Origin of the sequence: Acinetobacter sp. Tr-809, assembly GCF_011753255.1 — a bacterium.
GTDB lineage: Bacteria > Pseudomonadota > Gammaproteobacteria > Pseudomonadales > Moraxellaceae > Acinetobacter.
Genome location: NZ_VWVZ01000007.1, coordinates 119,651 through 140,014, shown reverse-complemented (window position 1 = coordinate 140,014; position 20,364 = coordinate 119,651). Strand labels below are relative to the sequence as shown.

Genomic DNA, 20,364 nt, shown 5'->3' with positions numbered 1-20,364 from the left:
AATACATCCATTTTCTTTTATTGATTAAGTAAAGAACTTAAGAACAGGTATAACGAACAACTTTAAGTGTACTTGGGCGAGTTTCAAGTGCCTGACGGGTTGCATAGCCTTCACTATTATTTAAATCTGGGGAATTAGATAAACCAAATGTTGCACGGCTATTACCGATTTTTACCCCATATTGTTCTTGTTGCGCTGGATTGACGATCTCATTGACGCTCAGCACTGCGAGTTTATAGGTCTTGTCTACACCTAAAATTTGCTTGCATGCGTGTTGTAATTTCTTCTCATCTAGATCTCTATTGCTACGCGCAGCTAAAGTATAGGCAACGGTTGCAGAGGTGGCTGTTTTATTTTCGATTTGATAGCCTGTTGTACCATTGTATTGATGTGGACTGCTTTGACAGGCTGAAAGAATAAGAGCACCGCTCATAATTAGCAATAAATTGGTTTTTTTCATATCAATGATCCTGTTATTTCTGGTTTTAGTATCGCATAAAATAAGTTTTTTATTGTGAGGAATCTTTAAAACACAGGCTATTCATCGTTTTTTAGCTTCAAATATAAAGAAAGAATTTTCGTTTTCGAACAATTTTGCATATAATCTGCCAAGTTTTTTATTTAATACAGAAGTCATTGCTTTTTTGTAGTATTTGAGCCCGTTTTTTAACGGGCGTTTAATTTATTGCACTATACATAAGCAAGTCTGGATAGGTATGTCATGATCTCTACAGATAGTCAAAAAAAATACGTGGTTGCATTTGACCAAGGTACAACCAGTTCACGTGCGATCGTATTGGATCACGATGCGAATGTCATCAGTATTGCTCAGCGTGAGTTTACGCAAATTTACCCACAACCAGGTTGGGTCGAGCACGATCCAATGGAAATCTGGGCGACTCAAAGTGCAGTGTGGGTTGAAGCTTTAGCGCAAGCAAGTATTTCTAGTGAGCAAATCGCAGCGATTGGGATTACCAACCAACGTGAAACCACTGTCATCTGGGATAAAAAGACAGGTAAACCTATTTACAATGCAATTGTATGGCAAAGCCGACAAAGCAATGAAATTTGTAATCAGCTTCGCCAAGATGGCTGGCAAGATTACGTTCATAAAGTAACTGGTCTGGTTCTTGATCCATATTTCTCTGCAACTAAAATTAAGTGGATTCTGGATCGTGTTGAAGGCAGCCGTGAACGTGCAGAACGTGGCGAGCTTTTATTTGGTACGATTGATACATGGTTGCTTTGGAAATTGACCAATGGTCAAGTGCATGTGACTGACTATACCAATGCATCTCGCACGATGTTATTCAACATCGAAACGCTTGAATGGGACGATAAACTGCTTGAAGCATTAAATATTCCTAAAGCGATGTTGCCTGAAGTTCGTGGTTCTTCTGAAATTTACGGTTATACACATACCATTAGTGGTCAGGAAATTGGGATTCCAATTGCAGGTATTGCAGGGGATCAACAGGCTGCATTGTTTGGACAAATGTGTGTTGAAGCGGGTCAAGCAAAAAATACTTATGGTACTGGTTGCTTCTTGCTTATGAATACGGGCAAACGCATTGTGCAATCTGATCATGGTTTATTGACGACGATTGCATGTGGTCCACGTGGTGAAGTGAACTATGCACTGGAAGGTGCAGTGTTCAATGGTGGTTCATGTGTGCAATGGTTGCGTGATGAACTGAAAGCGATTAATGATTCGCATGATTCTGAATACTATGCAACCAAAGTAAAAGACAGTAACGGTGTCTATGTGGTGCCTGCATTTACAGGTCTAGGTGCACCATATTGGGATCCAACAGCACGTGGTGCGATCTTGGGTATTACCCGCGGTGTAAGCATCGAACATATTATTCGTGCCACATTGGAGTCGATTGCTTACCAAACGCGTGATGTATTGGATGCCATGCAGCAGGATTCAGGTGAGAAATTGCGTACCTTGCGTGTTGATGGTGGTGTGACTGCCAATAACTTCTTGATGCAATTCCAAGCCGATATCATGGGCACGTCAGTTGAACGTCCTGCGATGAAAGAAACAACAGGCATGGGTGCGGCATTCTTGGCTGGTTTAGCTGTCGGTTTCTGGTCGGATTTGAATGAATTGAAGAGTAGAATGACCATCGAAAATACCTTTGTACCAGAGTGTAGTCAGGATGTGACTGAAAAACTCTATAAAGGTTGGTTAAAAGCTGTCGGACGTACTCGTGATTGGGCGGAAGACTAAGCTAAAATAGACCCATTTAATATGATCTAAAACAACACAGGATGGATGAGCATGAGCTTGATACTACGCCAACAGAAAACCCTCGAACTAGTGAGAGAGCGTGGCTATATCAGTATTGAAGAACTTGCTCAGCATTTTGATGTCACCCCACAAACCATCCGTCGGGATATTAATCAATTGGCGGATGAGGGTTTGTTGAGACGTTATCACGGTGGTGCAGCGCATGATTCGAGTGTGGAAAACACTGAATATACGATGCGTGTTGGTTATATGTTAGAAGAAAAGAGAATGATTGCAGCCGCAGTTGCTGCAGCCGTTCCTGATCATGCTTCTTTGTTTATTAATATTGGGACCACAACCGAAGCAATCGCACATGCATTGTTAAACCATACAGGTTTGCGGATTATTACCAATAATCTCAATGTTGCCAAAATTCTCAGCACCAAAGAAGACTTTGAAGTACTGATTGCCAGTGGGCGTGTGCGTCCAGATGGTGGAGTGATTGGTCAAGCGACTGCGGATTTCTTCAAGCAGTTTAAGGCAGATTACGCATTGGTGGGGATCAGTGGTATTGAAGAAGATGGTACTTTGTTGGATTTCGACTTCCAAGAAGTGTGCGTATCTCAAGAGATTGTTTCAAGTGCTCGCCAAGTTTTCCTTGCCGCGGATAGCAGTAAGTTTGGTCGTAATGCGATGATCCGTTTAGGTTCACTGAAGCAAGTCGACTGTATTTTTACCGATCAACAGCCGAATGATGAGTTTATGAAAACCATTCGCGATTTGGATGTTGGGCTGATTGTTGCCAAGTAAATCTTCATTTCCGAAAAATTGTTACTTTTCTTGAGCTGAGCCCTTTTGGCTCAAGAATATTTCAATAAGAATAATGCTATAACGTTGAGCAGTCTTGATATTGCCAGTCGATCCTTTTTTAAATAGATACATTTTCAATTTTTACCATTTATCTAAAAATGTCTATAAATTGGCATTTTTTTGACTGTTTTTTGTTGTTTATTTTCATTTCACGTGTTTAAATGTTCGTTATTGAAAAATAATGAATATTTGCGGTGATTTATGCAAACTTCTCCTCAGTCAAATGAAAAAATTTATGACCTTGCTGTGATTGGTGGCGGTATCAACGGTGTTGGTATTGCAGCGGATGCTTCAGGTCGTGGTTTATCTGTATTCCTCTGTGAAAAAGATGATTTGGCTAGCCATACCTCTTCTGCAAGTAGTAAGTTAATCCATGGTGGTTTACGTTACCTTGAACACAAAGAGTTTCGCTTAGTCCGTGAAGCGCTGGCTGAGCGTGAAGTATTGTTGGCAAAAGCACCACACATTATCCGTCCTATGCGCTTTATCATGCCGCATCGTCCACACTTACGCCCAGCGTGGTTGATTCGTACAGGTTTGTTCTTTTACGATCACTTGGGTAAACGTGAAAAGTTATTGGGTTCGAACAACGTTTATTTTAAAGAAGACAGCCCATTAAACGCTGCGATTACTCGCGGTTTTGAATATTCAGACTGCGCGGTAGATGACTCTCGTTTGGTCGTGTTGAATGCCATGCATGCACGTGAAAAGGGTGCAGACATTGTGACGCGTACCCGTTGCCTATCTGCACAACGTGAAGGGCAATACTGGATCGTTGATTTGGAAAATGCACAAGGTCAATTCCAGATCAAAGCTAAGGCTTTAGTGAATGCTGCTGGCCCTTGGGTTGCACAATTCATTAAGCAAGATTTACAGCTTAAATCACCATATGGCATTCGTTTGATTCAAGGTAGCCATATCATTGTGCCGAAGCTTTATGAAGGCGACAAAGCATTTATCATGCAGAATGATGATCGTCGTATTGTGTTCGCGATTCCATACTTAGACCAATACACCATGATTGGAACCACGGATCGTGAGTATCAAGGTGATCCTGCACAAGTAAAAATCACCCAAGAAGAAATTGATTACTTGATTGAGGTAAGCAATGCGCACTTCAAAAATCAGTTAACCCAAGCCGATATTATTTCTACTTTTGCGGGTGTACGTCCATTATGTGACGATGAATCAGACAATCCATCTGCCATTACCCGTGACTATACTTTGGCTTTATCGCAAGAAGCAGAAGATCAGGCGCCGTTACTGTCAGTCTTTGGTGGTAAGTTAACGACTTATCGTAAGTTGGCAGAATCTGCCATGCAGCAGCTCAAAGCATTTTTCCCAGAAATGAAAGGCAGTTGGACAGCGACAGAAGCTTTGCCTGGTGGTGAAAACATGGCAACAGCTGAACAGTTGGCGAAAGAGATTCGTGCACAAGTCACCGATGCATCTGAGGCTTTGGCAAAACGTTGGGCATCTGCTTATGGTTCACGTATCTGGAATATCTTGGGTGAAGCAACTTCGGTTGAGCAGTTAGGTCAGCATTTTGGTCAAGGCTTGTATGCGAAAGAAGTGGATTATTTATGTCGCTTTGAGTGGGTAACGACTAGCCAAGATATTTTGTGGAGACGTTCAAAGCTAGGTCTTAATTTTGCGCCAAGCGAAATCGAAAGCTTAGATGTGTATTTAGCAAATAAACCAAATACCACGGTTGCTGCTTAAAAATTCCTAATAAAAAAGCCCCTTTGAATAAGGGGCTTTTTTATTAGTCTTAATTAGTACTTGAAGCGGAATGCAACGGTGTAATTTGCAGGTGCTCCGTAGAAGGCTTGTCCATCAGTAAAGCTGTTTAGATATTTTTTATCAGTTACGTTATTGGCATTGGCCTGAATACTGAGATTTGGACTAATGTCATAGCTTGCCATCAAATTGAGCAGCGCATAATCACTTTGTTTGAGGTAAGTGCTATAGCTTGGGTCAAAGCGGGTGATTTTACTTTGCCATTTCACACCTGCTCCAACTTTCAGTTTTGGTAGCTGAGCAGGGGAATAAGTTGTTAGAAGATTGAAGCTTTGCGTTGGGTTATAAGTTCTTGCAGCACCGCCATTCTTTAGGTCTTGCAGGCTAAATTGGGTGTAGCCAAGAGAAACATTGACTTGATCGGTGAGTTGTCCCGCCAGACCAACTTCTACACCTTGTGAGCGAAGATCACTAATTTCAACTCTACGATCGAGAGAAGGGTTGTCAGTTGAGCGAAGCGGGTAGCTATTTTCCTCAGTTCTAAACACAGCCAGTGTTCCAGTAAGTTTGTTGTCTAGCCAAGAACTCTTAAACCCAACTTCATAGCTTTTACCTTCAATTGGATCTGCAACTTTGCCCGTTGCTTTGTCAACTGAGGTTTGTGGGCGGAAAATCGAGGTATAACTCATATAACCCGTATATTCAGGGGTGAAGTTATAGGTAATACCCGCATATGGCGATACTTTGCTCTCGTTATAATTCATTGGGTCGCCGTAACTCGTACCTTCACTCTTGGCTTGGACGTAGTTTGCACCTAGGGTTAATTTTAAATCATCATTGAAGTGTAGGCGGGTTGCTGCATAAACAGATTGATTACGTTGAGTATAATCTGCTGTTTTTGTGAATGGACCCCAGATCACACTATTTGGGGTCCAGCTTGCCCAATTAGTAGTACATTGGGCTTTGTATTCATTGTCGCCTGTGCCACGAACACATATTCCAACATTACTGTCTTGGATGTCGCCCACAGTTTGAGCGTCATTTTGTTTGCTCTGCGTGAAGCTGTAACCAACAATCGCTTCATGTTGTTGACCGAATAATTCAAACTTTCCATTTAGGTTGAGGTCAACACTGTGTTGTTTATTTTTTTCACTAAAGCCTTTAGCGGTAAAATCGATATCAGCGCCATTAGCTATTGGATAACCATAATAGTATAACAGTCGGCTGTCGCGATTCTTTTCATTGTAGTTGTAGTTTAGGTTGGCTGACCAATTCTCAGAAAGTTTCTGTTTGAGCTCAAAAAATGCATTTCGCGAAGTATTGTCCCAATAGGTCCAGTCTGGGTTTGGATTATAAGAGCGATCATAACTGATTTGTTTACCTGAAGAATCCATAAGAGGTAAAGCACCCCAGTTATTGGCATTCGGTTTATTTTTCTCCTGACTCGCACCAATGGTAAGCAATGTACTATCAGTAAGGTCTGCTTCTAAGGCAGCTGCAATCCCATTTTTCTCAGAAGTGTAGCGATCTAAGTGCGAATCACCTGTTTGCTGAAAACCAGAAACACGACCGCGAACACTGCCATCTGATACGAGGCTGCCTGAGGCATCTGCTTCATAGCGTTGCGTATCCCATGAACCATAACTTAGACCTGCATTGGCTTGGAACTCTTTAGTTGGGCGTTTACGGATGTAGTTAATGGTTGCGCTTGGATCGCCAAATGCATTGGTTAGTGCATCTGCACCCTTAATCACTTCAATACGATCGTAGAAATAGCTGTCTGGATTGGTATCATTATAATTCCAGCCACCAGAAGGGAAGCCTACACCGTCAACCAGAATGTTTGAGATTTCAAAACCACGTGCCATATACACTGAGCGTTCAGTTTCAAGTGAGTTAACGGTCACACCTGGTGTATTGTTGAGTACATCTCTAGAGCTGGTCAGACCGAAATCTTCAATTTGCTGACGTGTTACTACATTAACGGTTTGCGGAATTTCTTTGGCTTCAATATTCAGTTTGGTTGCGCTTGAGCTATTTTTAATACTGTATGCTTTGGTTTTCTCGCTGATGTCGCTGTCCTGAGTTGCTTGGACTTTGATGGTTGGCAGTTGTCGCGATCCCTCATCAAGTGCATAACTATAAGAGCTGATACTGACTAATGTTGAGATAGCTAAAAAGAGTGGGGTGCGTTTAAACAGAGGCGATGAACTCATACCTACAACCATGTAAATGAGAAATATTATTGTTACAATTATTGTTAATATTCGTTAATTTTGCAATTTATTTTGTCTAAAGCTTAATGGGAATAGCTGGCGTGGGACGATGGGTTAATAGGAATTTTCGAAAATTAGCTAATAAAAAAGGCCACCGAAGTGACCTTTTTAGTTTCCCTAGATCCCTCTTTGATCAAGAGGGCGATAAATGGGATTAAGCAGATTTAACAGCTGCTAATAATTCATTTTGACGATCTTTAAGCGCTTGAGGTAAGCGAGCACCAAGTTTAGTGAATAACTCAGTGTGGCTTTCAAGTTCTTTGATCCATTGATCTTTGTCTTGTGCTGTGACTGTATTGAATTGCTCTTTAGAGAAATCAATACCATTCCAGTTTAACTGTTCGTAAGTTGGAACATAACCGATTGGTGTTTCAGTCGCTTCAGCACGGCCTTCACAACGGTCGATAATCCACTCAAGAACACGCATGTTTTGACCGAAACCAGGCCATACGAAGTTGCCTTCAGCATCACGACGGAACCAGTTTACGTTGAAGATTTTTGGTAATTTATTACCAGCAGCTTCAGCTTTTGCACCAACTTCTTGACCAAGTTGTAACCAATGACCGAAGTAGTCAGCCATGTTGTAACCCGCAAATGGAAGCATTGCGAATGGGTCACGACGAACGATACCTTGTTGACCAACCGCTGCTGCAGTTGTTTCTGAACCCATCGTTGCTGCTTTATAAACGCCATCAACCCAGTCAAATGCTTCAGAAACTAAAGGCACGGTATCTGCACGACGACCACCGAAGATGAATGCAGAGATTGGTACGCCTGCTGGATTTTCCCAGTCAGCGTCAATCGAAGGGCATTGACCAGCAGAAACAGTAAAGCGTGAGTTTGGATGTGCTGCTTTTTCGCCTTCAACGTATGGTTGGCCTTTCCAAGTGATCAAGTCAGCTGGAACTTCTTTAGTTAGACCTTCCCACCATACTTCGCCATCTTTAGTCACAGCAACGTTGGTGTAAATCACATCTTTATGCATGGTTGCAATACAGTTCGGGTTGGTTTTGGTATTTGTACCAGGCGCAACACCGAAGAAACCAGCTTCTGGGTTGATTGCATATAAGCGACCATCTTCACCTGGTTTGATCCAAGCAATATCGTCACCTACTGTTTCAATCTTCCAGCCTTCGTAACCTGCTGGTGGAATTAACATTGCAAAGTTTGTTTTACCACATGCAGAAGGGAATGCTGCTGCGATGTAGTGTTTTTCACCTTGTGGGTTAGTCACACCTAAAATCAGCATGTGTTCAGCTAACCAGCCTTGCTCACGACCCATTGCAGAAGCAATACGTAATGCTAAGCATTTTTTACCCAATAATGCATTGCCGCCGTAACCAGAACCGTAAGACCAGATTTCACGAGTTTCTGGATAGTGAACGATATATTTTTCGTTGTTACATGGCCAAGCAACATCTTTTTGACCATCTTTTAATGGTGCAGCAACAGTGTGTACGCATGGGATAAACTCACCATCTGTACCTAACACGTCATAAACTGCTTTACCCATACGTGCCATTTTAGTCATGCTGACTGCAACGTAAGGTGAATCTGTTAACTCGATACCAATGTGAGCAATGTGGCTTCCTAAAGGACCCATCGAGAAGGGAACCACATACATGGTACGGCCTTCCATTGCACCGTCAAATAATCCATTTAATTTTTCGCGCATTTCTGCAGGAGCAACCCAGTTGTTTGTTGCGCCAGCATCTTCTTCATTTTGCGAGCAGATATAAGTACGGTCTTCAACACGAGCAACGTCAGAAGGGTCAGAATTTGCAAGATAAGAACCAGGATGTTTTTCTTGGTTAAGTTTTTGCATGGTGCCGTTAGCGATCATCAAGTCCATAAGACGTTGATATTCTTCTTCGCTGCCGTCACACCATTCGATTTTTGCTGGTTTGGTCAATTTTGCAATTTCTTCCACCCATGCAATAAGCTTAGGGTGACGAACGAATTCTGGTGCGTTCACTTGGGTCATGGTGATGCCTTTTTAAAATGTGTACAACGTACAAGTTCTATCTACTGGATGGCAGTAAGATAGAGGAAGTAAAAAAAGTGGCTGTATTAAAGCATAAAATCATAAAAAATATAAGACTAAAGAATAGTGAGGGGTGTGAATGTGGAAATGCATATTTTGGTTTAATGTGTTGTTTTTATTTGACTTTATTATTTTATATTTTAATATTTTGTTTATTTATATATGTTATTTTTGTTATAAATCACATTACAAAACAATATCTTACGATATTTTTATTTTTTTGAGAATTGTTATTGATTATATGAATGAAGCTCATTCAAAATTTACATAAACAAGCTTTTATTTGTTGATTTTGTAAACAAAAATATGTAAATGATCTGTCTTAAGGTTGAGATTTATGGCTCAAAATGTAAAGCCTTTATCTATTATTTATAATCAAAAATCAGGTTTTCATGCCGCTCAACAAGATGACGAATATGAGCGTCTCATGACCTTTTGGACGCAATATGGGTTCGAAATTCAGGTTTTTGAGTTAAATTCTCACGTTCACTTTGATGACATGATGGCAACGGTCTTGGCTCGGCATCAGTCTTCTGAGCATAAGGGGGTTGTCGTTGCAGCCGGGGGAGATGGAACTTTAAATGCAGTTGCAAAACAATTGATGCATACAGATATTCCGATGGGGATCATACCATTGGGGACATTTAACTATGTTGCACGTGCTTTGCATATTCCTATTGATGTTGCGCAAGCGGCAGAGGTGATTGCAACGGGTTCGATACAATCAGTACACGTTGCGGGAATAAATGATCAGATTTATTTGAATAATGCGAGTTTGGGTTTATACCCTTTATTTATAAAAAAACGTGAATTATATAATCAGCGTCTAGGGCGATTTCCACTTCATGCCTATACCTCTGGTTTAGATGTATTACTTCGAGAGCATAAATCTTTAAAACTGGCTGTCACTGTGGATGGGCAGAGATATCCTGTTGCGACCCCATTGGTTTTCTTTGGTAATAATCAACTGCAACTGAGTGATATGAAGTTAAGAATTGCCGAGTGTGCTGCCAATGGAAAGTTGGCAGGTGTGGTGGTGGCTAAAAGTGATCGTCTCAGTTTATTAAAAATGTTATGGAAACTGATTCAGGGAAAAATTGATCAGGCTTCAGATGTGTATTCATTTTGTGCCGAACATATACAGGTCGATTGTAAAAAGGCAAAGTTAACGGTTGCAGTGGATGGAGAACTTATGGAAATGCAAACCCCGTTAAAATTCTCAGTCAAAAAATCAGCCTTAAAAGTGATGGTTCCGAATGCTGTTACATCTGTCTGATCTGCATTTTGGAACGGAGCGTGAAGTCTGCATTGATGCAATCAAGCAGTTTTGCCATCAACATCGTCCTGAAGCCGTGATTGTGAGTGGTGATCTTACCCAACGTGCGCGCCTTAAGCAGTTTTATGCATGTCGACAATTTCTAGATACGCTCAATCTTCCTTATTTGGTGGTGCCAGGTAATCACGATATTCCGCTTTACCATGTATGGAATCGCTTCTTTTCGCCTTTTGTTCGTTATCAGGCATTCTTTGGTCGTTTGGAAACAACGCTGGAAACGGAGCATTTTTATATAGTTGGGATGAATAGTATTCGCCGCCGTTACCATACCCGTGGTCATATTTCACTTGAGCAAATTCATGAGACTTACGAGAAGTTAAACAATGCGCCAGCCAACAAAATAAAATTGGTGGTTTTTCATCAACCCTTTTATACCTTTCCGAATGAGCATGGTGATAAAGACTGTCCAGTTTTGGGGAAAATCGCGTTGGAAAAATGGGGCGCAACAGGCTTGTTTGGTTTATTGCATGGACATTTACACAAAGTGGCTATACACAATTTAAATCAAATTTTTGAGTTAGGATTCGATCATCCCATCTTGGATATTCATGCGGGTACAGCAACTTCAAACCGATTACGCTTTGGATTCTCGAATAGTTTTAATGTGATTTTGAATGATGGAGCGATTGAGCATTATTGGTTTGATGAGTCGCTTAAAATATTTCTGAAATCACAAACTGTTGTTTAATTCGGCAGCTATAGATTTTGATGTTTAAAAAAACATCTATAAGTAGAATTTTTTTTCATTTTCCCCTTGAAGCTATTTTTTTTAACCCCACAAAAGTGGCATATCAAAATTTTATGTATTGCCATGAATTGGCGATACACATTAATCAATAAGACTAAGTCTGATGGAGTTAACTATGAGCAACATTCGCCCATTACATGATCGTGTTGTGATTCGTCGCGTAGAAGAAGAAACTAAAACGGCTGGTGGTATTTTACTTCCAGGTTCTGCTGCTGAAAAACCATCTCAAGGTGAAGTAATTGCAGTCGGTAATGGTCAAATCACTGACAATGGCGTTCGCGCTTTAGACGTTAAAGTTGGCGATAAAGTATTGTTCGGTACTTATGCAGGTACAACAGTAAAAGTAAGCGGTGAAGAACTCTTGATCATGAAAGAGTCAGATATCTTAGCTGTACTTGAAGGCTAATTGATCCATAACTCACAAATTAATCAGATACAGTATTTAAAAAGATTCGGAGTTTAACATGTCAGCTAAAGACGTAAAATTTGGTGATTCAGCTCGCTCAAAAATGATTGCAGGCGTAAACGTACTTGCAGATGCAGTTAAAGTAACTTTAGGTCCTAAAGGCCGTAACGTTGTCATCGACCGTTCTTTCGGTGCACCGCACATCACTAAAGATGGTGTAACCGTTGCGAAAGAAATTTCTTTAAAAGACAAGTTTGAAAACATGGGTGCTCAACTTGTTCGCGAAGTTTCTTCTAAAACAAATGACATTGCGGGTGACGGTACAACAACTGCAACTGTACTTGCTCAAGCAATCTTAAATGAAGGGATCAAATCTGTAACTGCAGGTATGAACCCAATGGATTTAAAACGTGGTATCGACATCGCAGTGAAAACTGTAGTTGAAAATATCCGTACCAATGCAAAACCTGCTGATGATTTCAAAGCAATTGAACAAGTAGGTTCAATCTCTGCGAACTCTGATACGACTGTTGGTAAACTTATCGCTCAAGCGATGGAAAAAGTAGGTAAAGAAGGTGTTATCACTGTAGAAGAAGGTTCTGGCTTTGAAGACGCATTAGACGTTGTAGAAGGTATGCAGTTCGACCGTGGTTATATCTCTCCATACTTCGCGAACAAGCAAGATACCTTAACTGCTGAACTTGAAAATCCGTTCATCCTTCTTGTTGATAAAAAAATCGGCAATATCCGTGAATTGATCGCTGTATTAGAAGCGGTTGCTAAAACTGGTAAACCACTTCTTATCATCGCTGAAGATGTTGAAGGCGAAGCGCTTGCAACACTTGTTGTGAACAACATGCGCGGTATTATCAAAGTATGTGCGGTTAAAGCACCTGGTTTTGGTGACCGTCGTAAAGCAATGCTTCAAGACATCGCGATCTTGACTGGCGCGACTGTGATTTCTGAAGAAGTAGGCATGTCTTTAGAGCAAGCTTCTCTTCAAGATCTAGGTACTGCACACAAAATCACTGTTTCTAAAGAAAATACAGTAATTGTTGATGGTGCTGGTAATGCTGCACAAATCGCTGAACGTGTTCAACAGATCCGTGCGCAAATTGAAGAATCTACTTCTGAATACGACAAAGAAAAACTTCAAGAACGCGTTGCTAAATTAGCTGGCGGTGTTGCAGTCATCAAAATTGGTGCGGCAACTGAAGTTGAAATGAAAGAGAAGAAAGATCGTGTTGACGATGCGCTTCACGCAACTCGTGCAGCAGTAGAAGAAGGTGTTGTTGCAGGTGGTGGTGTTGCACTGGTACGTGCTGTAAACGTATTGGATGGCTTAAAAGGCGCGAACGAAGATCAAACTGCAGGTATCAACATTTTACGTCGTGCGATTGAAGCGCCACTTCGTCAAATCGTTTCAAATGCAGGTGATGAGCCTTCAGTTGTGATCAATGCAGTTAAAGCGGGTGAAGGTAACTTCGGTTATAACGCTGCAACTGGCGAATATGGCGATATGTTGGAAATGGGTATTCTTGACCCTGCTAAAGTAACGCGTTCTGCACTTGAACACGCAGCTTCTGTTGCTGGTTTGATGTTAACGACTGAATGTATGATTACTGATATCCCAGAAGATAAACCAGCTGCTCCAGATATGGGCGGTATGGGTGGTATGGGCGGCATGATGTAATCACATCTACGTCTAAATAAAAAAATCCCTGCATATGCAGGGATTTTTTTATGGATATTTCTTGGAATTTATCGAAATAAAATAATCATCCAAGTAAAAAAGATAATCGCCAAGGAAACAAATTGCGCAGCACTACCCATATCTTTTGCATTCTTAGACAATGGATTTTTTTCTAAGGACACACGATCAACTACAGCTTCAATAGCGGAATTAAACAGCTCTACAATAATCGCCAATAAACAGACAGCAACCATAAGTGCTTGCTCAACGGCTGATACGTGTACAAAAAAACTGAGTGGGATCAAGATCACATTCAGTAATAGGATTTGTCGGAAGGCAGCTTCGTGGCTAAAAGCAACTTTAAATCCTGCGATTGAATAGCCTGTGGCATTGAGAATCCTTTTAATGCCACTTTTGCCTTTATAGGGAGAGTATTGCGTCATTACGATAGAGGAATGAGAGAAAGGCGTATTATAAGAGCAAAGATGTTGCAGTAAATTGGCAATATGTCGCATGCGTATAGTATAAGCCACAGCTTTCTGTCATTAATCTCTACAAAGCCTGCATTTATAAATTGTCAATTTGTGCTGTGCTAAGGATAATAAGCACAGAATTATTGAAGGAAAACGCTGCATGAAAATTATCGCAGATGAAAATTTGGCATTTACCGATTATTTCTTTGCGGAATTTGCAGAAATACAGCACCGAGCAGGACGTACTCTGACCCATGCTGATGTACAGGATGCCGATGCACTTTTAATTCGCTCTGTGACCAAAGTAAACCATGCCTTAATTGACCAGACCTCGATCAAATTCGTGGGCAGCGCCACTATCGGAACCGATCACCTAGATATTCAAGCCTTAGAGCAACAACATATTGCGTGGAGTAATGCAGCGGGTTGTAATGCGCAAGCTGTCGCTGAATATGTGATTACGGCTTTATTGCATTTAGATATCGGCTTATTAGAACAAAATAAAGCCTTCACTTTAGCCATTGTTGGTTTAGGTAATGTCGGTAGTCGTCTTGCTGTAATGGCACAACTGCTCGGCTGGAATGTCATTGGCTATGATCCTTATGTGCAATTAGGCGGTATTGAAAATGTCTCTTTTTCTGAGCTGTTAAAACGTGCCGATGCAATCTCAATTCATGTGCCTTTGATCTTATCGGGTGATTTCCCGACACAGCATTTATTTGATGCAACTGCTTTGGCTGCAATGAAACCTTCTGCTATTTTAATCAATAGTGCGCGTGGTCCTGTCATTGAACAGGCTGCATTAATGGCAGATATTATCGCGACGCAGCGTCAAGTCGTTCTCGATGTATTTGAGTTTGAACCTGAAATTTCTGAGCAATTGTTGCATTTACTGGCATTGGCGACACCACATATTGCGGGCTATAGTCTGGAAGGTAAGGCCAGAGGCACACAAATGATCTATCAAGCTTTTTGCGATAAATTTTCTTATCAAGTCTCAAAGCGTTTTGAGAGTCAATTGCCTCAGGTGGAACAATATTTTGGGCAGCAGGATTTAAAAGCTGCGCTTAAACAACATCTGACTCAGATTTATGATATTGCTGCCGATGATCAGCAACTACGTGCGTGTGTACAAGCAGGTAAGGTAGAGCAAACAGCATTTGACCTACTTCGGAAAAATTATCCCTTACGCCGTGAGTGGGCTGCACACGGTGGACCAAAAGCATGAGTCAAGCAATGAAAAGCTATCAACCAACCTGTTCAATTGATGCCTTAAAAGCACGTGCGGAGATGTACGGCAAGATTCGTCAGTTTTTTGCACAACGCAGCGTTTTAGAAGTAGAAACTCCAGTTTTGTCTCAGGCAGGGGTGACGGATGTACATTTGGCTTCTGTTCAAGTACAGCGTCATATTCATGGCAAATTAAATACCCAGTATTTACAGACCTCACCTGAATTTCCAATGAAACGTTTATTGGCCAGTGGCAGTGGGGCAATCTATCAAATTTGCAAAGTGTTTCGCGATGATGAACACGGGCGTAAGCACAACAGTGAATTTACCATGTTGGAATGGTATCGACCGGGATTAGACTTAAAAGGCTTGATGCATGAAACTGCGGATCTGTTAGAAACCTGTTTGGCACATCGTTTTGGTGATATTCGTCCAGTAGTTCTCAGTTATAAGCATGCTTTTCAGGATCGTTTGGATATTAATCCTTTGCAAGCCAGCTTGAAACAACTCAAAGAGACTGCCAATCGTGTTGGGCTTAATCTTGATTTGGGTGATGATCGTCTGGCTTATATGGATCTGTTATTTTCGCACTTTGTTGAGCCAAGTCTGGGCTTTGATGCGCCTGTATTTTTAACTGACTTCCCACCTGAAATGGCGTCATTGGCCAAAGTAAAACTGGACGAGGATGGTGAGTCCGTTGCAGCTCGTTTTGAGGTTTATATCGAAGGTCTAGAGCTGGCAAATGCCTATGATGAGTTATTAGATGCTGAAGTTCTAGCATCTCGTTTTGAGGCAGATAATGCAGAACGTGCAAAGCAGGGTTTGGCTGTGATTCCAACGGATCAATATTTATTGGCAGCTTTACCCCATATGCCAGAATGTTCTGGTATTGCTTTGGGTATCGACCGCTTACTTATGGTTGCCATGAATCAAGTCAAAATTGATCAGGTCATTGCATTCCCAGCAGAGATTGCCTAAGGCTTTTATTTTCAATCTTTATAGAAGTTGCATCAATAGCTGTATTAATTCACTTTGGCGATGAGTTCCGGTTTTTTTGAAAATTGATTGCAGATGCTTCTTTACCGTATCCGCTTGAATTTCATGTGAAAGGGCAATTTCTTTGGTGGTTTTGCCCTCAAGCAGTTGCTCACATATTTTATGTTCAACAGGTGTAAACATAAACAGCTGGGTACAAATGTCTTTCTGATATTTTGGCTTCTGTTTTAATCCAGAAAAGGTTGCAAGTAAGACTGGACGAAGGCCAAAAATCTTATGGCTTTTTTCTGGGCTGAGTAAATCTAGCGTTAAGAATAAGTGTTGATCGAGCAGCATGATTTTAGAACATTCATGACTTGTTTGTTTAGGATTGTTTTTATACTGACGTTCGAGTTCAATCAGGTGTTGATCGAATTGGATTTGCTTATTTTCACTGAAAATAAAGCGGCGTTGCTGAATGCAAATATGCGGATTATGCTCCAGTAACTGTTCAGCTTCACGATTAATTTCTAAGATATCCCCATTGAGGTTAATAATCGCAATCGGTTGGTTCATTTTTTGAATTAACTGTGACCCAAGTAAGGTCATGGTGGAATATTCAAAATGATGGCGATATTGTTGAATTTTCTGCTGTACGATCGGTAAAATTTCATAAATCGGCTGAAGTTCAATACAGCTTAATGCACCACGCTTAGGGCTGGTGAGAAAGGCCAGTAATACACAGACTTTATGATCATAAATGATTTGAATGGCTGAACAGAAACGTAGATCTAAGGGCTGTAAAACACGTTGGTAAACTTGTGTTTGGGTGATTTCGTGCTCTTGAAAGTGTTGATTGCAATGCATCCATCCCGTCATCGGTCCCAAAAGCATTTTCTTTAAACGCGGGTCATCATCTATGGCCAAGCGGATTTGGGTCAGTGCGGCTTGTTCCAGTTGATTGGAGTCAAAATTCACACCGTGATGGACGCTGAAAGAGAGTGCTTGGACTTCAAGGTCAACAGCCAACAGTTGCGAAGCTTGCACATCAAAATAGTGATTCAGTTGCTCTAAGAAGATCATCCAATCATCAGCATGCTGAACTTTATTCAAGATGTCCACGACTGGGCTGTGTTGGCTTAGAGTCATCTAAAATTCCATCGAAAATAGAATGTATTCCATATAGTCTATATGGATTTTAACTAAATGAAATTATTAAATTAAAAAAATGTGACTTCTTATGCAATTATCAGATGAAATGAGTATTTAAAGTTAAATCAGCTTTGAACGAAATATGCCTAAACGCAATAATCAGTTTAGGCAAATTGGGGCTTAGCAGCGCCCCTTTTTGGCTTGTCCTGGAGGGCAGAAATCACCATGACTATCATGATGGTTGTCTGGATCAACAATTACGCTGCCATGCGGGGTATGTACGGCACAGGCCGATAAGCCGAATGTAAGTAAAGTGCTGAAGCAGAGCAGTATTATTTTCATCCTTGCATCCTATTGTTATTGCTTTCCCTACTACTGTAAATCGATCAGTCGGTTTCAGCGAGCAGAATGATGCAGGTTTTTAACATAGATTTGTATCATTCAGCTGTACGTAAAACCGTTCTAAATCCGACATGCGTAGCTGCCAAATCAAATTCTTGCGGATAGCGGCTGCTATTTCGATAACGGGCGCAAAAGTTGGAGGCGCATAGAAAAGAACCGCCTTTAAGTACATATTGCGTTGCGGTACTGTTTTGTTGACGCAGTTCTGCGTAATTGCCCATGTGCTGATCATGTGCGCCGTGATAAACAGATGAGGTCCACTCCCAGACATTGCCAATCATATCGAACAGCTTAAAGGCATTGGCAGGGTAACAGCCGACGGGTGCAACACTTTGAAAATGATCTTCAACCGTATTATTGAAAGGAAATTCACCTTGCCAATAATTGGCTTGTGGATGTTGGTGGGTATCCTGTGGTGCTTGGTGTAAAGGGGTATCGGTTTTCGAACCAGCCTTGGCTGCATATTCCCATTCTTGTTCTGTAGGTAAATCCCGACCTAACCAAACAGCATAGTGCTCAGCATCATTTTTAGTGACATAGCGAACTGGCTCAGACGGCAATGGAGGCTGGCCTTGAGCGCCATTCGGTGTTTTCCATGTGTAATATGCTTTCAGTTGCCACCATTGATTTGGGTTATTCACATCAGGAGAAAATACTGCAGCTTGTTTCTGTTTTTCCGCATCAGTGATATAGCCTGTTGCTTTAACAAAACTGGAAAACTGGGCAACCGTCACTTCGGTTTGATCGATCCAAAAACCTGCCACCTGACGTTGTGCTTGGCCAAAATTCAGCTCATCAGGGTAGGCTAAGTTTGAACCCAATTGAAATGAACCTTTAGGAACCCATACCATCCCAGCGGTTTTACTGTTTTGCCATGCTTCGGGTAAACCAGAATACTGTTGGCATTGCTGCAATGTACCCAGTTGAGCCTCGGTGCTGTTTTGAGTATGTGAATGAGTGTTAGCAGGCTTAACTTTGCTGCAGCCTGTCACAAGGGACAGGCTGCAGAGTGAAATTAAAAAGGTAATCCACTTCATTTAATGTTGTATTCCTTAACACCATTTTGCTGGGTATATTTGTTATAGACATCCACCAGTTCTTGTAACTTGGCAGGATTATCCTGAGCAAGGTTTTGCGTTTCACCTCGATCATTTTTCAAGTTGTATAACTCCCATGCACCTGTTCCGAGTTCTGATTTACCTTGTAATGCAATTTTCCAGTCCCCTTGACGTGCATATTTACTGCCATGCAATTCATCGGCAAAGCTAAAGTTGACTGGGCGAATGGCTTGGGCTTTATTGTCGAGTACGGGTTTCCAAGAATAGCCGCTTGGTGTATTGATTTGACGGCCTTTATATTGCCCTTGTGGGACGGCAATATTTGCGTAGTCGAGCACGGTTGGGAACACATCCAATACTGAGGCAAAACCATGATGAGTTGCTTGGGCTTTGGTTTGGTATGGCAGTTTTACAATTGCAGGTGCGGTGGTTGCACCTTCACCGGCAGTATCTTTCCAGAGATGGAAGGGTGCCGCGCTGACTTCCGCCCAACGTGGTCCAACATAGTGATAAGAGTTTGATGTACCGACATTATTGACACTGTTATCAAAACCTGCCTCAGCTCCATAATTTCCACGAATAAAACCTTCTGCTCCATTATCGGAAACAAAGAAAATTAAAGTGTTGTCATATAAGTTATTACGTTTTAGATATTGAATTACCCGACCAATATTGGCATCCAGATTTTCCACCATACCCGCGTAGATTTCCATTCTGCGTGCTTCTAGGGCTTTTTGCTCGGTTGAAAGCTCATTCCATTTGCCATATTTTTGGGGTGCATTTTGTGTTGCGATTGGTTCAGCTGCTTTAAAGTTAGCTGGAATTAATCCGAGTTGTTTTTGTCGTGCAATACGTGCGTCTCGGATTACATCATAGCCTACATCGTAAACACCACGATAACGATCACGATATTCAGCAGGTGCTTGTAAAGGCCAATGTGGTGCTGTGTAAGCGGCATAGGCAAAGAACGGTTTACCTGAATTTTTACCTGATTCTAGATAACTGATCAGTTTGTCGGTGAAGTAGTTGGTGGAGAAGAAATCATCAGGCAAGGATGAAATCGGAACTGGTTTACCATCTTCGGTATAAGTCGCATTACGTTTATAGGCAGTAGGAGCCTGTTTAAAATGAAGGTCTAAACCTTGTAATAGCGTAAATGAATGATCGAACCCTTTGGCATGCGCGTTGGTTGCATCGGTCAAGCCCAAATGCCATTTACCACTGATATAGGTTCGATAGCCATTGTCTTTGAGAACTTCGGCAATCGAAAGTGAACGTTCATTTAAATAACCTTCATAACCAGGCTGACCTTTTAGATGCTCAGGTGTGAGTTCAGCCATTGCGCCAATACCTGCTAAATGGTGGTCAGTTCCCGAAATCAATTGTGAGCGGGTCGGTGAGCAGGTTGGGGCAGTATGGTAATCCGTTAAAATGCGACCTGCTCGGGTCAGTTCGTCGATATTTGGGGTATGAATTTCCCCACCGAAAGCCCCTAAGTCTGAATAGCCTAAGTCATCTGCCATAATGAATAAAATATTGGGTTGTTTCTTGGTTTCAACTACGGTATTGGAGTCATCAGAATCATTATTACTGCAAGCTGAAATTGAAAGGCTAAATAACGCAATTGAAAGCGTGCTAAGAAGGCTATTACGAGACATGAGAATCGACTTAATTTTATAAAAGAATTATGGCGAGTTTAGAGATATGATTTTTATGATAAAAATA

General features: G+C 41.4%; 17 protein-coding genes. 9 read left to right on the top strand and 8 right to left on the bottom strand.

Going from position 1 to position 20,364, the window contains the following annotated elements; translation table 11 throughout:
- Positions 1-37: 37 nt before the first annotated feature.
- Positions 38-460: a hypothetical protein gene (locus F3J02_RS15745; protein WP_167250789.1), complete on the bottom strand. Its 423-nt coding sequence runs from the start codon at positions 458-460 to the stop codon at positions 38-40.
- A gap of 261 nt (positions 461-721) precedes the next feature.
- On the opposite strand from F3J02_RS15745, the gene glpK reads away from it, so the two are divergent.
- The 3 genes from glpK (at position 722) to glpD (ending at position 4,828) form a co-directional block, all read left to right on the top strand.
- Positions 722-2,236, top strand: a complete 1,515-nt coding sequence (gene glpK / locus F3J02_RS15740; RefSeq protein WP_159882447.1) for a glycerol kinase GlpK — start codon at positions 722-724, stop codon at positions 2,234-2,236.
- A 51-nt stretch (positions 2,237-2,287) separates the two neighbouring features.
- Complete coding sequence (locus F3J02_RS15735) at positions 2,288-3,046, top strand: DeoR family transcriptional regulator (protein ID WP_167250787.1); 759 nt, start codon at positions 2,288-2,290, stop codon at positions 3,044-3,046.
- Positions 3,047-3,307: 261 nt separating this feature from the next.
- A complete protein-coding gene (gene glpD / locus F3J02_RS15730) occupies positions 3,308-4,828 on the top strand; it encodes a glycerol-3-phosphate dehydrogenase (protein WP_167250785.1) in 1,521 nt (506 codons plus the stop codon).
- 53 nt (positions 4,829-4,881) lie between these two features.
- On the opposite strand, the gene F3J02_RS15725 is transcribed toward glpD, so the two are convergent.
- Both F3J02_RS15725 and F3J02_RS15720 read right to left on the bottom strand, forming a co-directional pair.
- Positions 4,882-7,074 carry a TonB-dependent siderophore receptor gene (locus F3J02_RS15725; RefSeq protein WP_167250783.1) on the bottom strand — a complete coding sequence of 731 codons (2,193 nt, stop codon included), beginning with the start codon at positions 7,072-7,074 and terminating at the stop codon, positions 4,882-4,884.
- Between the two features lie 202 nt (positions 7,075-7,276).
- A complete protein-coding gene (locus F3J02_RS15720; protein WP_004801473.1) occupies positions 7,277-9,106 on the bottom strand; it encodes a phosphoenolpyruvate carboxykinase (GTP) in 1,830 nt (609 codons plus the stop codon).
- A 397-nt stretch (positions 9,107-9,503) separates the two neighbouring features.
- Between F3J02_RS15720 and F3J02_RS15715 the strand changes: the two genes are divergently transcribed.
- The 4 genes from F3J02_RS15715 to groL all read left to right on the top strand — a co-directional run bounded on the left by F3J02_RS15715 (position 9,504) and on the right by groL (position 13,349).
- Positions 9,504-10,442 (top strand): diacylglycerol/lipid kinase family protein, encoded by a 939-nt coding sequence (locus F3J02_RS15715; RefSeq protein WP_167250781.1) that lies wholly within the window; start codon positions 9,504-9,506, stop codon positions 10,440-10,442.
- A complete protein-coding gene (locus F3J02_RS15710) occupies positions 10,423-11,190 on the top strand; it encodes a metallophosphoesterase family protein (protein ID WP_167250779.1) in 768 nt (255 codons plus the stop codon). Before F3J02_RS15715 ends, F3J02_RS15710 begins: the two co-directional genes overlap by 20 nt.
- Before the next feature lie 175 nt (positions 11,191-11,365).
- Positions 11,366-11,656: a co-chaperone GroES gene (locus F3J02_RS15705; RefSeq protein ID WP_004652030.1), complete on the top strand. Its 291-nt coding sequence runs from the start codon at positions 11,366-11,368 to the stop codon at positions 11,654-11,656.
- Between the two features lie 58 nt (positions 11,657-11,714).
- Positions 11,715-13,349 carry a chaperonin GroEL gene (gene groL, locus F3J02_RS15700; RefSeq protein WP_005202097.1) on the top strand — a complete coding sequence of 545 codons (1,635 nt, stop codon included), beginning with the start codon at positions 11,715-11,717 and terminating at the stop codon, positions 13,347-13,349.
- A 68-nt stretch (positions 13,350-13,417) separates the two neighbouring features.
- Here groL and F3J02_RS15695 read toward each other — a convergent pair whose 3' ends face one another.
- Positions 13,418-13,792, bottom strand: a complete 375-nt coding sequence (locus tag F3J02_RS15695) for a diacylglycerol kinase (protein WP_167250879.1) — start codon at positions 13,790-13,792, stop codon at positions 13,418-13,420.
- A 190-nt stretch (positions 13,793-13,982) separates the two neighbouring features.
- Here F3J02_RS15695 and F3J02_RS15690 point away from each other — a divergent pair, with 190 nt between their 5' ends.
- Together F3J02_RS15690 and epmA are read left to right on the top strand one after the other, a co-directional pair.
- The gene (locus tag F3J02_RS15690) at positions 13,983-15,050 is read left to right on the top strand and encodes a 4-phosphoerythronate dehydrogenase (protein ID WP_167250777.1); all 1,068 of its coding nucleotides are present in this window, start codon (positions 13,983-13,985) and stop codon (positions 15,048-15,050) included.
- Complete coding sequence (gene epmA, locus F3J02_RS15685; RefSeq protein WP_167250775.1) at positions 15,047-16,030, top strand: EF-P lysine aminoacylase EpmA; 984 nt, start codon at positions 15,047-15,049, stop codon at positions 16,028-16,030. The genes F3J02_RS15690 and epmA overlap by 4 nt, the downstream gene beginning before the upstream one ends.
- A gap of 18 nt (positions 16,031-16,048) precedes the next feature.
- On the opposite strand, the gene F3J02_RS15680 is transcribed toward epmA, so the two are convergent.
- The 4 genes from F3J02_RS15680 to F3J02_RS15670 all read right to left on the bottom strand — a co-directional run bounded on the left by F3J02_RS15680 (position 16,049) and on the right by F3J02_RS15670 (position 20,297).
- Complete coding sequence (locus tag F3J02_RS15680) at positions 16,049-17,176, bottom strand: helix-turn-helix transcriptional regulator (RefSeq protein WP_167250773.1); 1,128 nt, start codon at positions 17,174-17,176, stop codon at positions 16,049-16,051.
- A gap of 183 nt (positions 17,177-17,359) precedes the next feature.
- The gene (locus F3J02_RS18805; protein ID WP_416224654.1) at positions 17,360-17,521 is read right to left on the bottom strand and encodes a hypothetical protein; all 162 of its coding nucleotides are present in this window, start codon (positions 17,519-17,521) and stop codon (positions 17,360-17,362) included.
- A gap of 95 nt (positions 17,522-17,616) precedes the next feature.
- The gene (locus F3J02_RS15675) at positions 17,617-18,618 is read right to left on the bottom strand and encodes an SUMF1/EgtB/PvdO family nonheme iron enzyme (RefSeq protein ID WP_216076287.1); all 1,002 of its coding nucleotides are present in this window, start codon (positions 18,616-18,618) and stop codon (positions 17,617-17,619) included.
- Positions 18,615-20,297, bottom strand: a complete 1,683-nt coding sequence (locus F3J02_RS15670) for an arylsulfatase (protein WP_167250771.1) — start codon at positions 20,295-20,297, stop codon at positions 18,615-18,617. The genes F3J02_RS15675 and F3J02_RS15670 overlap by 4 nt, the downstream gene beginning before the upstream one ends.
- Positions 20,298-20,364: the final 67 nt, after the last annotated feature.

Coding starts and splice junctions, on each gene's coding strand:
- F3J02_RS15745 (WP_167250789.1), bottom strand. CDS start 460: ATGAAAAAAACCAATTTATTGCTAATTATGAGCGGTGCTCTTATTCTT.
- glpK (WP_159882447.1), top strand. CDS start 722: ATGATCTCTACAGATAGTCAAAAAAAATACGTGGTTGCATTTGACCAA.
- F3J02_RS15735 (WP_167250787.1), top strand. CDS start 2,288: ATGAGCTTGATACTACGCCAACAGAAAACCCTCGAACTAGTGAGAGAG.
- glpD (WP_167250785.1), top strand. CDS start 3,308: ATGCAAACTTCTCCTCAGTCAAATGAAAAAATTTATGACCTTGCTGTG.
- F3J02_RS15725 (WP_167250783.1), bottom strand. CDS start 7,074: ATGGTTGTAGGTATGAGTTCATCGCCTCTGTTTAAACGCACCCCACTC.
- F3J02_RS15720 (WP_004801473.1), bottom strand. CDS start 9,106: ATGACCCAAGTGAACGCACCAGAATTCGTTCGTCACCCTAAGCTTATT.
- F3J02_RS15715 (WP_167250781.1), top strand. CDS start 9,504: ATGGCTCAAAATGTAAAGCCTTTATCTATTATTTATAATCAAAAATCA.
- F3J02_RS15710 (WP_167250779.1), top strand. CDS start 10,423: ATGCTGTTACATCTGTCTGATCTGCATTTTGGAACGGAGCGTGAAGTC.
- F3J02_RS15705 (WP_004652030.1), top strand. CDS start 11,366: ATGAGCAACATTCGCCCATTACATGATCGTGTTGTGATTCGTCGCGTA.
- groL (WP_005202097.1), top strand. CDS start 11,715: ATGTCAGCTAAAGACGTAAAATTTGGTGATTCAGCTCGCTCAAAAATG.
- F3J02_RS15695 (WP_167250879.1), bottom strand. CDS start 13,792: ATGACGCAATACTCTCCCTATAAAGGCAAAAGTGGCATTAAAAGGATT.
- F3J02_RS15690 (WP_167250777.1), top strand. CDS start 13,983: ATGAAAATTATCGCAGATGAAAATTTGGCATTTACCGATTATTTCTTT.
- epmA (WP_167250775.1), top strand. CDS start 15,047: ATGAGTCAAGCAATGAAAAGCTATCAACCAACCTGTTCAATTGATGCC.
- F3J02_RS15680 (WP_167250773.1), bottom strand. CDS start 17,176: ATGACTCTAAGCCAACACAGCCCAGTCGTGGACATCTTGAATAAAGTT.
- F3J02_RS18805 (WP_416224654.1), bottom strand. CDS start 17,521: ATGAAAATAATACTGCTCTGCTTCAGCACTTTACTTACATTCGGCTTA.
- F3J02_RS15675 (WP_216076287.1), bottom strand. CDS start 18,618: ATGAAGTGGATTACCTTTTTAATTTCACTCTGCAGCCTGTCCCTTGTG.
- F3J02_RS15670 (WP_167250771.1), bottom strand. CDS start 20,297: ATGTCTCGTAATAGCCTTCTTAGCACGCTTTCAATTGCGTTATTTAGC.